At 35.6% G+C, this 15,133-nt stretch carries 15 protein-coding genes and 1 other annotated feature; of the genes, 12 read left to right on the top strand and 3 right to left on the bottom strand.

All coding sequences use genetic code 11. The features are described from left to right. The first annotated feature begins 77 nt into the window (after positions 1–77). The 10 genes from CAR_RS12335 (at position 78) to CAR_RS12290 (ending at position 8,792) form a co-directional block, all read left to right on the top strand. Positions 78–1,190 (top strand): PIN/TRAM domain-containing protein, encoded by a 1,113-nt coding sequence (locus tag CAR_RS12335; protein ID WP_013712071.1) that lies wholly within the window; start codon positions 78–80, stop codon positions 1,188–1,190. A gap of 11 nt (positions 1,191–1,201) precedes the next feature. Beyond that, on the top strand, positions 1,202–1,909 hold the full coding sequence (ispD, locus tag CAR_RS12330; protein ID WP_013712070.1) for a 2-C-methyl-D-erythritol 4-phosphate cytidylyltransferase: 708 nt from the start codon (positions 1,202–1,204) through the stop codon (positions 1,907–1,909). Between the two features lie 30 nt (positions 1,910–1,939). Next, complete coding sequence (gene ispF, locus CAR_RS12325; RefSeq protein ID WP_013712069.1) at positions 1,940–2,437, top strand: 2-C-methyl-D-erythritol 2,4-cyclodiphosphate synthase; 498 nt, start codon at positions 1,940–1,942, stop codon at positions 2,435–2,437. Between the two features lie 63 nt (positions 2,438–2,500). Then, the gene (gene gltX, locus CAR_RS12320) at positions 2,501–3,970 is read left to right on the top strand and encodes a glutamate--tRNA ligase (RefSeq protein WP_013712068.1); all 1,470 of its coding nucleotides are present in this window, start codon (positions 2,501–2,503) and stop codon (positions 3,968–3,970) included. A gap of 49 nt (positions 3,971–4,019) precedes the next feature. Next, positions 4,020–4,243 (top strand) — a binding site (T-box leader). A gap of 50 nt (positions 4,244–4,293) precedes the next feature. Further along, on the top strand, positions 4,294–4,824 hold the full coding sequence (gene epsC / locus CAR_RS12315) for a serine O-acetyltransferase EpsC (RefSeq protein WP_013712067.1): 531 nt from the start codon (positions 4,294–4,296) through the stop codon (positions 4,822–4,824). 31 nt (positions 4,825–4,855) lie between these two features. Next, entirely contained in the window at positions 4,856–6,262 is a 1,407-nt protein-coding gene (cysS, locus tag CAR_RS12310; protein ID WP_013712066.1) for a cysteine--tRNA ligase, read from the top strand. Between the two features lie 7 nt (positions 6,263–6,269). Further along, positions 6,270–6,683, top strand: a complete 414-nt coding sequence (locus tag CAR_RS12305) for a Mini-ribonuclease 3 (RefSeq protein WP_013712065.1) — start codon at positions 6,270–6,272, stop codon at positions 6,681–6,683. After that, a complete protein-coding gene (gene rlmB, locus CAR_RS12300) occupies positions 6,670–7,527 on the top strand; it encodes a 23S rRNA (guanosine(2251)-2'-O)-methyltransferase RlmB (RefSeq protein WP_013712064.1) in 858 nt (285 codons plus the stop codon). The genes CAR_RS12305 and rlmB overlap by 14 nt, the downstream gene beginning before the upstream one ends. Before the next feature lie 33 nt (positions 7,528–7,560). After that, on the top strand, positions 7,561–8,085 hold the full coding sequence (locus tag CAR_RS12295; RefSeq protein WP_013712063.1) for an NYN domain-containing protein: 525 nt from the start codon (positions 7,561–7,563) through the stop codon (positions 8,083–8,085). A gap of 107 nt (positions 8,086–8,192) precedes the next feature. Then, positions 8,193–8,792 carry a sigma-70 family RNA polymerase sigma factor gene (locus CAR_RS12290; RefSeq protein ID WP_013712062.1) on the top strand — a complete coding sequence of 200 codons (600 nt, stop codon included), beginning with the start codon at positions 8,193–8,195 and terminating at the stop codon, positions 8,790–8,792. A 200-nt stretch (positions 8,793–8,992) separates the two neighbouring features. On the opposite strand, the gene CAR_RS12285 is transcribed toward CAR_RS12290, so the two are convergent. From CAR_RS12285 to CAR_RS12275, 3 genes are all read right to left on the bottom strand, one after another. Continuing rightward, positions 8,993–9,973 (bottom strand): polyprenyl synthetase family protein, encoded by a 981-nt coding sequence (locus tag CAR_RS12285; RefSeq protein ID WP_013712061.1) that lies wholly within the window; start codon positions 9,971–9,973, stop codon positions 8,993–8,995. Positions 9,974–10,010: 37 nt separating this feature from the next. Beyond that, the gene (locus CAR_RS12280) at positions 10,011–10,580 is read right to left on the bottom strand and encodes a Gx transporter family protein (RefSeq protein WP_041556725.1); all 570 of its coding nucleotides are present in this window, start codon (positions 10,578–10,580) and stop codon (positions 10,011–10,013) included. A 236-nt stretch (positions 10,581–10,816) separates the two neighbouring features. Continuing rightward, positions 10,817–12,670, bottom strand: coding sequence for an FAD-dependent oxidoreductase (locus tag CAR_RS12275; protein WP_013712059.1), 1,854 nt, complete (start codon positions 12,668–12,670; stop codon positions 10,817–10,819). 701 nt (positions 12,671–13,371) lie between these two features. Between CAR_RS12275 and CAR_RS12270 the strand changes: the two genes are divergently transcribed. Further along, a complete protein-coding gene (locus CAR_RS12270; RefSeq protein ID WP_013712058.1) occupies positions 13,372–13,896 on the top strand; it encodes an FMN-binding protein in 525 nt (174 codons plus the stop codon). A 169-nt stretch (positions 13,897–14,065) separates the two neighbouring features. Further along, positions 14,066–15,133, top strand: coding sequence for an FAD:protein FMN transferase (locus CAR_RS12265; protein ID WP_041556724.1), 1,068 nt, complete (start codon positions 14,066–14,068; stop codon positions 15,131–15,133).

The following is a 15,133-nucleotide window of genomic DNA, read 5'->3' as shown; positions in this document are numbered from 1 at the left end:
AAGCAATAGAAAATAAAATGGCAAGTTCCTGTTTTTTCGTATAAGACAGGAACACCATTTATGAAGGAGGAATCGTTTTGGTTAAAAAAATCATAACCGGTATCTTTATTCTTATCGGTGGAAGCGTTGGAGCAAGTTTAATGCCAATTGCTTGGAATATGGCAGGGGTTGAAAATCCATATGTTAACAATGTAGTCACGAATATTCTGATTGGTGCTATTATATTTTTATTTATTTCTTTTTTATCGGTGACGTACATTGAACAAGCATTTAAAAAGATTGAAACTTTTTTAAGTCAACAAAGTGTAACCTATTTATTATTTGGGAGTTTAGGAACGATTATAGGATTGGTGTTAGCTTGGCTGATTAGTGTTGTTCTAATTGGTATGAATATTCGAGTTATTAGTGACGTGATTCCTTTTATCTTAGTTATTGGTTTTGCTTATTTAGGATTTCGGGTTGGAACGACTCGACGGGATGAATGGCGTAAGCTGTTCCAAATAAAAACAAAAAGGAATACCGAAGATGAAGATGGAAAAGTATTAGATCGCCTAGCAGATGAAACGTTTCGTAAATACAAAATACTAGATACTAGTGTGATTATTGACGGAAGAATTTACGATATTGCCAAAACAGGTTTTCTTGAAGGAACGATCTTGATCCCTAATTTTGTGTTACAAGAATTGCAATACATTGCAGACTCATCGGACAGCTTGAAGCGAGTGCGTGGACGTAGAGGATTAGACATATTAAACGCTTTGCAAAAAGAAGATGATATGCAAGTTGAAATGTACGATGGCGATTTTGAGGATATTTCCGAAGTCGACAGTAAATTGATTAAGCTGGCAAAATTATTAGATGGGGTTGTAGTCACGAATGATTACAATTTAAATAAAGTAAGTGAATTTCAAAATGTTCCCGTACTAAACATCAACGAATTGGCTAATGCAGTAAAACCAGTCGTGATTCCCGGAGAAAATATGACGGTCATGATTGTTAAAGCTGGAACAGAACGAAGCCAAGGAGTAGCCTATTTAGATGACGGAACAATGATCGTTGTTGAAGAAGGCCAACACTTTATGAACAAAACAATTGAAGTTGTCGTAACTAGTGCGCTTCAAACGGCAGCTGGGCGAATGATATTTGCAAAACCGGTTCACTCTCAAAAAGGCATTAAAGATAAAGATTAGGAGCTGGTGCGATGAACAAGGACTATGAGCTGATATTACTGGCAGCTGGTCATGGAAGACGCATGAGATCTTCTAAGAATAAAATTTTATTACCTTTACTAAATAAGCCATTGATTGAATACCCATTGACTCTATTTTTGAAAGATGAGAATTGCAACCATATTATTCTAGTTGTAAAAGAAGATGAGGTTGAGCTGATTAAGGATTTGTTGCAACAAGAACAAATGTACAGCGAAACGGCGATTACCATTGCTATAGGTGGTACAGAGCGACAGCATAGTGTCTATAAAGGACTGCAAAAATTGAAAAATAAAACAGCCTCAGGTCTTGTCATGATCCATGATGGCGCAAGACCATTCATTGAACAGCAAGCTATTGATCGATTAAATGAAGCTGCTCAAAAAACTGGAGCAGCTATTTTAGGAGTTCCAGCAAAAGACACCATTAAAGCTGTGCACTCAGACCATACAGTTAAAGTTACATTGCCAAGAAGTGAGTTATGGCAAATCCAAACTCCTCAAGCATTTAACAGTTCATTGGTTCTGCAAGCACATGAAAAAGCTAGAATAGATGATTTTTTAGGAACAGATGATGCTTCATTAGTCGAACGATTGGAAAAGGCTGTTTTAGTAGTAGAAGGTTCTTATGACAATATAAAAATTACCACTCCTGAAGATATGGTAACTGGAAAAGCCATTTTGCTCCATAGAGAACGATAAGATAAGTAGTATAAGAAGGAAGGTTGGCTTATGATTCGTGTAGGACAAGGGTATGATGTCCACCAATTTGTCAGTGATAGACACTTAGTTATTGGTGGAGTAAATATTCCTTTTGAATATGGACTGGAAGGTCATTCTGATGCCGATGTACTCATTCATGCTATTATAGATGCTCTTTTAGGGGCTGGGGGTAAAGGAGATATAGGGCACCATTTTTCCGATACTGATGCTCAATTTAAAGATGTGGATTCGAGAGAGTTGCTACGTAAAGTATGGAATGAGCTAAAAATAGAAGGTTATACGATTGGCAACATTGATGCAACAATTGTGGCTGAGAACCCCAAGATGGCTCCTTATTTAGAGGAAATGAAAGAAAACATAGCTTATGATTGTCAAACAAGTATCCAACATGTTAACGTTAAAGCGACAACTTCTGAAACAATGGGTTTTATTGGACGAAATGAAGGTATTGCAGCAATGGCAATTTGCTTATTAGAAAAGCAAGATAATAAGCCATCACCCCTTTAATTCTAGTTAGTAAAGTTAGATTTAGCAGATATAAAAAAATAGAGAGAAAAGAGGATATAAATTATGACAAAAAAAGTTCGAGTACGCTATGCGCCAAGCCCAACAGGACATCTACATATTGGGAATGCTCGTACAGCATTATTCAATTATTTATTTGCACGACACAATGGTGGAGACTTTATCATCCGTATTGAAGATACTGATTTAAAACGCAACATTGAAGGTGGAGAAGCTAGCCAGTTAGAAAACTTGAAATGGTTAGGGATGAATTGGGATGAAAGTCCGGATAATCCAGGAGAATTTGGTCCTTATCGCCAATCTGAACGTAGAGAAATTTATGATCCATTAGTTGAACAATTATTGCTAAGCAATCGTGCGTACAAATGTTACTGTTCAGAAGAAGAGTTAGAAGAAGAACGTGAAGCACAAAGAGCTAGAGGAGAAATGCCTCATTACAGCGGGAAATGTGCAAACCTAACAGCTAAGGAACAAAAAGAAAAAGAAGCAACAGGCATTGAGCCAGTTATTCGTTACCGTGTGATTAAAGAAAACACGTACAATTTTGAAGATATCGTAAAAGGCCACATTTCATTTGAAGCAGAAAGTATTGGCGGAGATTTCGTGATTGTAAAACGTGACGGTATGCCGACGTATAACTTTGCAGTGTCTGTAGACGATCACTTTATGGAAATTACACATGTGTTGCGTGGAGATGACCATATTGCGAATACACCAAAACAATTAATGATCTATGAAGCATTTGGATGGGAAGCTCCTCAATTTGGACATATGACACTAATTATCAACAGTGAAACAGGTAAAAAATTAAGCAAACGTGATGGCAACATTCTTCAATTTATTGAGCAATACCGCGAATTAGGCTACTTGCCAGAAGCTATGTTTAACTTTATTTCTTTATTAGGATGGTCGCCTGTAGGAGAAGAAGAGATCTTTGATCATAATACATTTGTTGAAATGTTCGATCCTGCACGTTTAAGCAAATCACCAGCGGCATTTGATGCTAAAAAATTAGAATGGATCAATAATCAATACATGAAGCAAGCTGATTTAGAAACAGTAACAGCATTAGCTTTACCACATTTGATCAAAGCTGGGTATGTTGAAGAAAACGCATCACCAGAGAAATTGGAATGGGTTCAAAAAGTTGTTAGCTTATACCATGAGCAAATGAGTTATGGGGCAGAAATTGTTGAACTATCAAGTTTGTTCTTTAGTGATGAACCCGCAATCGATAGTGTAGCAAAAGAAGTTTTAGAAGGTGAAACAGTTTCAGAAGTTTTAAAAGCTTTCTCTAAACAATTAGATGAAATTACGCCTTTTGATGCAGATGAAATCAAAAAAGCGATTAAAACAGTACAAAAAGAAACCGGAATTAAAGGGAAAAATCTCTTTATGCCTATTCGAGTAGCTGTAACAGGACAATCACATGGACCAGAAATTGGACCAACGATCGAACTACTTGGCCGCGAAAAAGCTCAAGCACATCTACAAGCAGCATTAGCAAAACTATAATCTTAAACCAAATAAAACAATTTAAAATAAAAAATAAATTAAATAAAAATGAAAAACAATGATGAGAAAGAGTATCCCAATCAAAATCTAAAGAGAGTCTGTAGTGGTGGAAGCAGACGATGGCTATTGGGTGAAGTGCGTCTCTGAGTTATGGGGTTGAAAAGTAGTAGACTCTTATCGGTTAACACCCGTTACAGTGTCAAAGGTTGCCTAGTCTAATTAATAGGAATAAGGCGATAAAGAAAAGTGGAACCACGCAACAGCGTCTTTTATAATATAAGAGACGCTGTTTTTTTGTAAAAAAAAATAAGGTGGAATAATCTATGAGGAGATTAAGAGAAGACATTCAAACGATCAAACAGAATGATCCTTCAGTTAAAAGTACACTTGAAATCCTATTAACGTACCCTAGTTTCTATGCAATCATTTTTCATCGAGGGGCACATTTTTTATATCAGCGGAATGCATTTTTATTGAGTCGTATGATTGCAAATTTTTCTCGTTTTTTAACGGGAATTGAAATTCATCCTGGAGCTACAATAGGCAAGAGACTCTTTATCGATCATGGTATGGGTGTTGTGATTGGTGAAACGGCTAGTGTTGGAGATGACGTCATTATTTTTCATGGGGTGACATTAGGTGGAACAGGAAAAGACAAAGGAAAACGGCATCCAACAATTGGAAATAATGTATTATTATCTGCACATGTGCAGGTTTTAGGGCCTATAACGATCGGCAATCATTCAAAGATAGGCGCATCAGCTGTCGTCTTAGAAACGGTGCCGCCTAACTCAACTGCAGTAGGTATTCCTGCTAAAGTAGTGAAAATAAATGGAAAAAAAATCCCTCATTAATTTTATCTTTAAGTAGAAAAGGAGAGTAGCTATGCTAAAAATTTATAATACGTTAACAAGAGAAAAAGAAGAGTTTGTTCCAATAGAAGAAGGAAAAGTAAAGATGTATGTTTGTGGACCAACAGTCTATAATTATATTCATATTGGAAATGCACGCAGTACCGTTGCATTTGATACGGTCAGACGTTACCTTGAATATCGCGGATATGATGTAGCGTATATTTCAAACTTTACCGATGTAGACGATAAAATTATTCGTACAGCAAAAGAGTTGGATTTAAGTGCTCAAGAAGTAGCTGATAAATTTATTGAAGCCTATCATGAAGATACACATGCGTTAGGAGTAGAAAAAGCCACACATCACCCACGTGTAATGGAAAACATGCCCGAAATTGTTGATTTTATAGCAGTACTGATCAATAAAGGGTATGCTTATGAAGTAGAAGGCGATGTTTATTACCGTACGAGAAAATTTAAAGATTATGGTAAACTAAGCGACATCTCAATTGACGAATTGGAAGTTGGAGCAAGTAATCGTTTAACTGTTCAAGAAAACAATAAAAAAGAAGATCCATTAGATTTTGCTTTATGGAAATCAGCTAAAGCAGAAGAAATTAGTTGGGAATCACCTTGGGGAGCTGGTCGTCCAGGCTGGCATATAGAATGCTCTGTTATGGCTACAAAATATTTAGGGGACACGATTGATATTCATGCTGGAGGACAAGATTTAACATTTCCACATCATGAAAATGAGATTGCTCAAAGTGAAGCTAAAACAGGACACCCATTTGCTCACTACTGGATGCACAATGGTTTCGTAACTATGGATAATGAAAAGATGAGTAAATCGATAGGGAATGTTGTTTTGGTTCACGATATTATTAAACAAGTAGATCCTCAGATCGTTCGTTTCTTTATGGCAACAACTCAATACCGCAGGCCCATTAGCTACAATGAAACAACTATCGAAGAAGCTAGAGCCAATTTATCAAAAATAAAAACAGCTTATGATAATGCAATGTACCGTTTGAAAGATGCAGTAGAAACAGAGACAGATGACCAAGAACAATTGAATCAGTTCACATCATTCAAAGAAAACTTCATAAAAGAGATGGATGATGACTTTAATTCTGCCAACGGTATTACAGTGGTTTATGAAATGGCTAAAGCGATGAATATTTATAGCGAACGTTCCGTTGTTTCTAAAGTTGTTCTTGAAGCTATGTTGGATCAGTTTCAAGAACTAGTCCAAATTTTTGGTATTGCATTTGCTGCAACAGAATTATTGGATGAAACAATTGAGCAGTTGATCGAAGACAGAAATGCAGCTCGTGCGGAGAAAAATTTCCAACGCAGTGATGAAATTAGAGACCAGTTAAAAGAAGAGGGCATTATTTTGGATGATACCCCTCAAGGTACTAGATGGAGAAGAGGATAATAAACACATGGCAGAAAAAAATTGGGCATTATTAAATGGATTAGCACTAGCTTATGTAGGAGATGCTATATATGAAACCTACATTCGCGATTATTTAGTCGGACAGGGTTTCACGAAACCAAGTCAATTGCACAAAACGGCTACACATTTTGTTTCGGCAAAAGCACAAAGTTTCTTGATGCATGAAATGTTAGCGGTAGAAGGCTTTTTGACAGAAGAAGAAGTTACAATGTATAAACGAGGTAGAAATTCTAAAAGTTACACTTCAGCAAAAAATGCTGATATCACAACGTATCGTGTAGCTACTGGATTTGAATCATTAATGGGCTATTTGCATTTAGCAAAACGAACGGAACGTATGGAAGAATTAATTCAATGGTGTATAAAAAAAGTGGAGGCTACAAGAGATGACAAGAGATAATAAAAATTTTGGTAAACGTAATAACCAACCAAATAAACAATCCTTTACGAAAAAACCAGCTAGACAAACAGTAAAGCCAGTTGAGGATAGAGTAGAAGAGCAAGAGACCGATCGTGATTTAGTAGCTGGTAGATTACCAGCTATTGAAGTGTTGAAATCAGAACGTGACATCAATAAAATTTTTCTACAAGAGGGTTTAAGCGGATCGAAAATGGAAGAGATTCAAAATTTAGCTAAAAAACGCAGTGTTCAAATCTCATTTGTGCCTAAGTCTAAATTGGATCAACTAGTAGATGGTATGAATCACCAAGGAGTAGTTGTGGCAGCGTCTGCTTTTCAATACGCAACAATTGATGATTTATTCGCAGTAGCTGCTCAAAAAAATGAAGATCCATTTTTTATTCTTTTGGATGGAGTTGAAGATCCGCATAACTTAGGTTCGATTATGCGAACAGCTGATGCTATCGGAGCACATGGGATCATTATTCCAAAAAGACGTGCTGTTGGTTTAACGGCTACAGTTGCAAAAGCTTCAACAGGAGCGATAGAACACGTACCGGTTGCACGTGTAACGAATCTTGTACAAGCAATCAAAGAATTAAAAGAGCGTGGATTATGGTTGTATGGAACGGACATGGAAGGACAAGATTACCGTCAATGGGAGACTACTTTACCTATAGGATTAGTGATGGGGAACGAAGGAAAAGGAATTTCTCGCTTAGTCAAAGAACAAATGGACGGCATGGTTACCATACCAATGACTGGTCACGTTCAAAGTTTGAATGCTAGTGTAGCAGCAAGCTTATTGATGTACGAAGTGTACCGTGGACGAAATAAAATCTAACTAAAAAGCTAAAAGGGAAGGGGGTCAAATATCATGAAAAAAGAGTTGTTAATTGTTGATGGGTACAATATTATTGGGGCATGGCCGCATTTAGTAAAACTAAAGAACCAAGATAAATTGGAAGATGCTCGAGACTCTTTGTTGCACGAATTATCCAATTACCAAAAATATACTGGTATAGAAATTCATGTGGTATTTGATGCCCAATTTGTTCCTGGAATTCAACAATCGTTTAAGAAGTATCAATTATCGGTTATTTTCACGAAAGAAGGAGAAACTGCGGATAGTTATATTGAACGCATTGTTGGCAAGGAAAGTACGCTATTAACACAAGTAACCGTTGCAACAAGTGATCTTGCAGAACAATGGATTATTTTCCAAAAAGGTGCTTTAAGAAAATCGGCTAATGAACTTTTTAGTGATGTTAAACGCATTAAAAAAGCTATTGAGGTAGATGCACAACAGTACCGTTTACAGAATTATCGAAGAAATTCGCCGTGGTCGCATAATCAAATAGATAGATTAGAAAAATTGCGAGATGACTTAACAAAATATTAGAATAAGAGATATGCTATTTTGAAAGTTTTCGAGAATGGTAGACAATCGAAATAACTTATGTTATCTATTGAAACACACTAATATAGCCACTAGAAGGAGGGTCAGACTTGGCAGATGAAGATGAAAAAATTTATTTTTTGAGTGACGAAGAATTGATTCACATGATCAAAAATGGAGATGGGTATCCATTCAAAATTTTATTTGAGCGTTATCACCCCTTGGTAACAAAATTGACGAAAGAATACTTTCTAAAAAGTTATGAGTTAGAGGATTTATGGCAAGAAGCGCGAATAGTTTTCCACAAAACAATTCAAACGTATGATAAAGACAAAGGGCACACATTCGGAAACTTCTACAAATTAAATTTTAAACACCATATTTTTAGCTTGATTCGAAAAGATATGGCTAAGAAACGAAGAATTGAAAAGATTGCTGAGTCACTAGATGGTATGTTAGAAAAAGGAATGAGTCCTCAATACATAATGAATGGAAAAGAAGGACTATCCGCGCTAGATATCTTACAAGTTAAAGAAAAATTAGCAGGCTATCACCTTACATTGTCCAAGCTAGAACAAAAAGTATTTTCTCTTTATTTAAAAAATATAGATGTAGATGAGATTGCTAAGCTCTTGCAGTGTGATAGTCTGCAAATAAAAAATGCGTTAGATCGTTGCAAGCGCAAAATGAAACAAATACTAGAATCCTAGTTGGTTCTTAACATAACAAAGAGGAGTACAAATAAATTTAAATGATAGCGCTTTCTGAAATAATTGGATACATCCATAACAAATAGTCTACCATTCTCGTAAGATTTTAAATAAAAAGACAAGCTATCGGTTTTTTGCTGATAGCTTGTCTTTTTATTTTTTACTCTAGAGAGAAGTAAACGGCTAATCAATAGGTAAAATCAAATCGTTCTTTCTAATAATGACAGGGTTAAGTTACGGATTATTTCTTTTTCTGAACTATCCGGTAACTGACCAATTAGTTTTAAGGCTTTATCGGTGTACTTTCCAGCCAAACGTTTTGCTTCATCTAAACCACCAGTATTTATGACAAGTTGTTGGATTTTTTGTGTTTCTTCATTTGTTAGCTGTTCTTTTTTTTCAAGCAGTTCTTTGAAAGTAGCATTCTGTTTACGCATAGCATAAATAAGAGGAGCAGAATAAATTCCTTGTTTTACGTCTTCTAAAACAGGTTTTCCAAAAACATCAGTGGTTTGGGTATAGTCTAAAATATCATCCTTGATTTGAAAAGCCATTCCAATATGACTTCCGATATAATAGCAATTTCGGGCAAATCGCTCAGTTTGTCCACTCTCTAAGGCTCCTGAGTAACAAGAAAGAGCAAATAATTGAGCTGTTTTACCAGATATTTGAGTCAAATAATTACGAATCGTTATTTTTTGATTGTATCTTAAATGCATTTGATCAATTTCACCCATTAAGATTTTTTCCATGCCTTTAGTGTTGATCTGCATTTGTTTCATAGAATTAGAATAGTCTGTTATTAGTTTAAACGAAACAGTAAATAAATAATCGCCAGCATAAACAGCAATATCTTTGCCGTATTTTGATTGAATCGTTTGTTGGCCACGCCTTTTAGGTGAATCATCAATAACATCATCATGGATTAAAGTTGCCATGTGCAACACTTCAATAGCCGCAGCAAAAGCACGTGCTCGGTTAGGGTCTTGATCTTCTCCAAAAGTTGAAAAAAGCAAAGTATAAGCTGGGCGAACCAATTTGCCACCTGTGTTCATCATATCAACTAAAGCATGTTCAATAGATTTATTTCGCAAGTGAATTCTTGAATCTATTAATTCAATGGTTTGTATTAATTCAGATTGTAATTCAGGGTAGGCTGCCCACATAGGATGAATCTGCATGTGTATTCCCCTTTCGTTTCATAGAGTTAAGGCGTATTTAAGAATTTGCATAAGTAGTGTTACTGCGATTTTTCTTAGTGGGTTGTTGAGTCTGCTGTTGGAAGTTTTTTAAGGTACGTACATGAGTCATTAAATAATTAGCGGCAATACCGATAGCGATACCAGATAGAATTCCCATAAAAGATAGGATCGGTAAGTACAGCATAACCGTCCATGTTTGAGCAATCCAGCTTGCAACAGCTAGTTGACCAACATTATGCAAAATACCTCCTGTAGCACTTATTCCGATGATACTGACGCGTTTTGGTCCAAGTTGTTTGACTAGTAACATGCCAACATAACTGAGTAAAGCTCCAGCACAACTGTACATAAAGGTTGACAGTGTACCACCTAAAAGAGTGGTCATAATAAGTCTCATCCACACTACTGTGAAACTATCCTTTAATGGTAAAGTGAAAATAGCGACAATAGTGATCAGGTTAGCAATACCAAGTTTTGCACCTGGAGCAAAGGCAAAAGGAAAGGGAATACTTCGTTCGACTAAGCTTAAGATAACAGCTTGAGCTGCCAATAATGCAATATACACAAGTTTTTGATTTCTAGTCATAAACACCAGCCCTTATCTACTATAAAATGATTTTAACTAAATGATTGCTTGTTTGAGTAATTGAATAAAAATAACAAGAGACAAAGAAGAATAACGCTTGAATTCTTCTTTCTATCTTAACATTTTTTCTATTGTTACACATGAGTTTTAGTGACCTTTTAAGACATAATAAAATGAGTGGAGGTAGAAGAGACCTACCTTCACTCACCCATTCTACTTTATAAAACTTTTTTTTCTTATTTATATAGGGATCTTGGTGTACCATACCACCATTTGCCAGCTACTTTTTGAATCCATGGAATCACATAGTAGTCTAAACCAAAGGCACGACCAGAACCATTCATCAAAGCGATAGCTACAAATACGAACCAAATGTTAACCCAGTAGAACATACCAGATAAAGCAAAGCTGACAACTAAAGCAACGGTAGCTGCACTAGCCAACCAAGTGAATAGTCCAGCAATTAAAGCTAATCCTATCGCAAGTTCCACGCAAGTCATGAATTTTTGGAAGAACAAAGCCACTTCAGGAGTTGGAATCATAAATTCCATGATGCTGTTAAACCAATCAGGAGCCTTAGAAAAAATCATCATAGGTTCTTCGCCATAGACATAGTTTAAACCAAAGATCGGTTTAGCAACTTCAGCAGCTTCTTCAACAACTTCTGAAGCTCCACTAGTAACATCTTGTAACCATGCGAATGGCAAAGTAACGGTATCGCCAAACCAACTTTGAGAATCGAATAAACCAAAGGCTTTTTTCAAACCTTCAATAAACCACATGCTACCGTAAAAGACTCTTAAAGGGACACTCCATAAAACATTCCCGTAACGAGAAAGGTGACCGCGGAAAATATTTCTTTGATTTTTAATATGGAAGAATTCATGGAATAGGTATTGTACCATGTAGTAACCAGAACGAATGTCAAAGAAGTATTTTAAGTTAACAATGTGTTTCATCAACATAGCAATAAATCCGCTAAGATGGAATTTATCCATCAAGTAAGCAACACCATATTTTGAACCGATAGAAACCATTGTTCCTTGGTAATTTGATTTAAATTTGTGTTTTTCTTTTCCTTCAATAGCTGCAATAACGTTAACAGCAGCAGTATGTCCAGTTTGTTCAGCAGCTTGTACGATTTGAGGAGTCGGTTTTCCTTCTTCTTCCTCATAGTAGACAAGATCGCCAATGACATAAACATCTTCTAAATCTTTAGCTTCCATGAACTCGTTCGCAACTAACCGTCCAGCACGAGCTTGTTCCATTCCAAATTCTGCTGTATCAGTATTAGCTTTAACACCTGCAGTCCATACTAATGTTTTAGTAGGGATCTCTTCACCAGATTTCAATAAAACGGATTCAGCTCCAACACTAATGATTGGAGAATCTTTCATAATTTTGATGCCTTTTTTCGTCATGAATTTTTCAGCTTTATCTGCATCTTGACGAGGAAGGGTATTTAAGATAGTTGGAGCAGCTTCAACAACGATTAGTTCGATCTCTGAAGCGTCAAATTTGTACTCTTTAGCTAAAACATCTTTCCAATCTAGCAGTTCGCCGACCATTTCGATACCTGTAAATCCAGAACCACAAATTACAAAGCGCATCATAGCGGCACGTTTTTCAGCATCGTGTTCAATAGCTGCAGCTGCAACAGTTGTTTCAATGTGGTGGCGTAGACGAACGGCATCTTCTAAAGACCAAAGAGTGAATCCATGTTCTTTAACTCCAGGTGTTCCGAAGTCGTTTGGTTCTCCACCCATACCTAAAACTAAATAGTCATAAGAATAAGATCCATTTTCAGTTGTTACCACTTTTTTATCATGATCAACTGCTGTAACATTATCCGTTACTAAGTTAACATTTTTTTTACGAGCAAATAATCGTTGTAAATCATATTGGATAGCTTCAGGTTCAACACGTCCTCCTGCTACTTCGTGTAACTCTGTCATATAAGTAAGGTAAGAGTGGCGATCGATTAACGTAATCGTTACCTCTTTATTTTTTTTGAGTTTTTTTGCGAGCTGTTTTGTAGCAGCAACCCCTGCAAAACCAGCACCAACAACAACTACATTTGTTTGAGTCATTTTTCTAGCTCCTTTTTTAAACCATTTTTTAAAACATATACTATAAAAAACTGAATAATAATAATAAGTTCTTATCAAGTTAGTTAAAAGTTTCACAACTATCTGATAACCATATTATACAAAATAAAAAAAATATGTCTACGTTTTAAAGGTTATTTTTTGAAGAAAAAAAATTACGAATAAAAAAACAGTTTAAAAAAATGATTTTTAATGAAATAATTCTCAATCTTCTTTTGTGAATCGTATTAAATCAAAGAAAAATACAAATTAAAAAAACAAAAACAGTTGTCACATTATTGACAAATTCAGTATCAGTAGTAAAAAAAGCATATATTTTATTATTTTAAAAAGTAAACTTAAGAAAATAATTGGTTAAATGAACAGATCAGCGTTGAAAGCTTGATGCATAAAGGAAAGCAAATTAATGTATGAAAGTTTGTGAACAGAATATTAAGTATTTCGTAGTAAAATCTAGTTGCTGATATATAAAAAAGAAACTCGAATAGTTAATAGATAGACATTAATTCATTGGTTGGAATATATAAGAAGAATTTCTAAAGCTGAAATTATAATTTCATGTGAAAACATAGACAATATAAAATAAAGTAGTTATACTATTAGTAGATAGTCTACCAAATGAAGTAGCCGTATTATTCTTTCGTTAGGAAGACTAGACTATAAAAATAGGGTGGGTATATATAATGGAATTTAAAACCGGTTTGAAATTAGCGTCAGTTATTTTGGCTTCAACATTTGTACTAGCAGCATGTGGTTCTGACGATGCAACTAGTAAAGAAAGTTCAGCAGTTGTTGAATCAGAGGCAACAAGTTCTGAATCAATGAGTTCAACTGAAACTGTTGCCTTACAAGATGGAAGCTATCTATTAGAAGAAAAAAATCTTGACGATAATGGTTGGAGCGTTGTTTTTGGGATGACCGTTGAAGGCGGACAAATTACAGAATCTACTTATGATTATGTTAATGATGCTGGAGAGTTAAAAACGAAAGATACAGAATACCAAAAAGCTATGAAAGATAAAGTGGGAACTGGTCCTGCTGAATACATTCCAGCTTACAACCAAGCTTTAGTAGATGCACAAGATCCGTCAGCTGTAGAAGTCGTTTCAGGTGCAACTCATTCTCACGAATTATTTGTTGAATACGCACAACAGCTAGTTGATGCAGCAGCAGAAGGTAAAACAGAAACCATCGAAATTGATAACTAATACAATTTTTTAATCATTCTTTAGCAGAGGTGTCTCTTTGATAAAGATTGAAAAACTCAGTTAGAAATGGCATAATATGAGGGTCTTAGATGTATTTCTAAGACCCATTTATTTTTAAAAAAAGTTAGTGAAAACATATACAAAAGTTGTCTAACAAGGAGTATGCAGAATGGAAAAAAATAACATAGTGAAAGTAATGATCTCCCTACTAGTGGTATTATTCGTGCTTATTGGTTGTGGAAATAAGGAAGACGCAAAAGAGCGTGCGTTAGCTAAAGAACCCTTTGAACGAACTGAATTTTTGATGGGGACCGTTGTGAAAGTTACCATCTATAATCAAGACAAACAAGAAGCGTTAGATGCGGCTTTTAATCGAATTGAAGAGCTAGCGGGTTTGATTACGGTTGATGAGGGAAACGGAAATTCAGAAATTGAAAAAATTAATGAACAAGCCGGGATCGAACCGGTCAAAGTATCGGATGATTTATACTATTTATTGCAAGCGGCATATGATTATAGTGAAAGTACTGCAGGTAGTTTTGATTTAACAGTCGGACCCATTACAGAACTATGGCATATTGGTTTTGATGATGCTAGGAAACCAGAACAATCTGAAATTGATGAAACTTTGAACTTAGTAGAGTATTCAAAGGTGAAGTTTGATGATGAAGCTCAGACAGTCTATTTGCCAGAAGAAGGTATGCGTTTAGATTTAGGAGCGATTGCTAAAGGCTTTATCACTGATGAAGTGGTAGAGATGTTAAAAGAACACGAAGTAGATACTGCAATTATTGATTTAGGTGGAAACGTGTATGTTATGGGAGACAGTGCAAGAGGTGAAGGAGCAGCTTGGAATGTAGGGATTCAAGATCCGTTTGAAACACGTGGAACGATCATAGGATCTTTAGCCTTAAGTGACAGGTCAATCGTTACTTCAGGTATTTATGAACGGTTCCTTGAAGTTGACGGAGTGAATTACCATCACTTGATGAATCCAGAAACAGGGTATCCATTTGATAATGAGTTAGCAGGAGTTAGTGTAATCACTAAAAAATCGATTGATGGTGACGGACTATCGACTTCGCTTTTTTCTAAAGGATTAAAAGAGGGATTAGAATACGTGAATACATTAGAAGATGTTGATGCAATATTTGTAACAAAAGATAAAGAGGTTTATGTGTCAGAGGGGTTAAAAGAATCCTTTAAATTAACAAATGATGCATTTACATTAAAATAA

The organism is Carnobacterium sp. 17-4, assembly GCF_000195575.1.
GTDB lineage: Bacteria > Bacillota > Bacilli > Lactobacillales > Carnobacteriaceae > Carnobacterium_B.
Note: the sequence above shows the minus strand (reverse complement) of the source record. Positions and strands in the feature narration are given on the sequence as shown.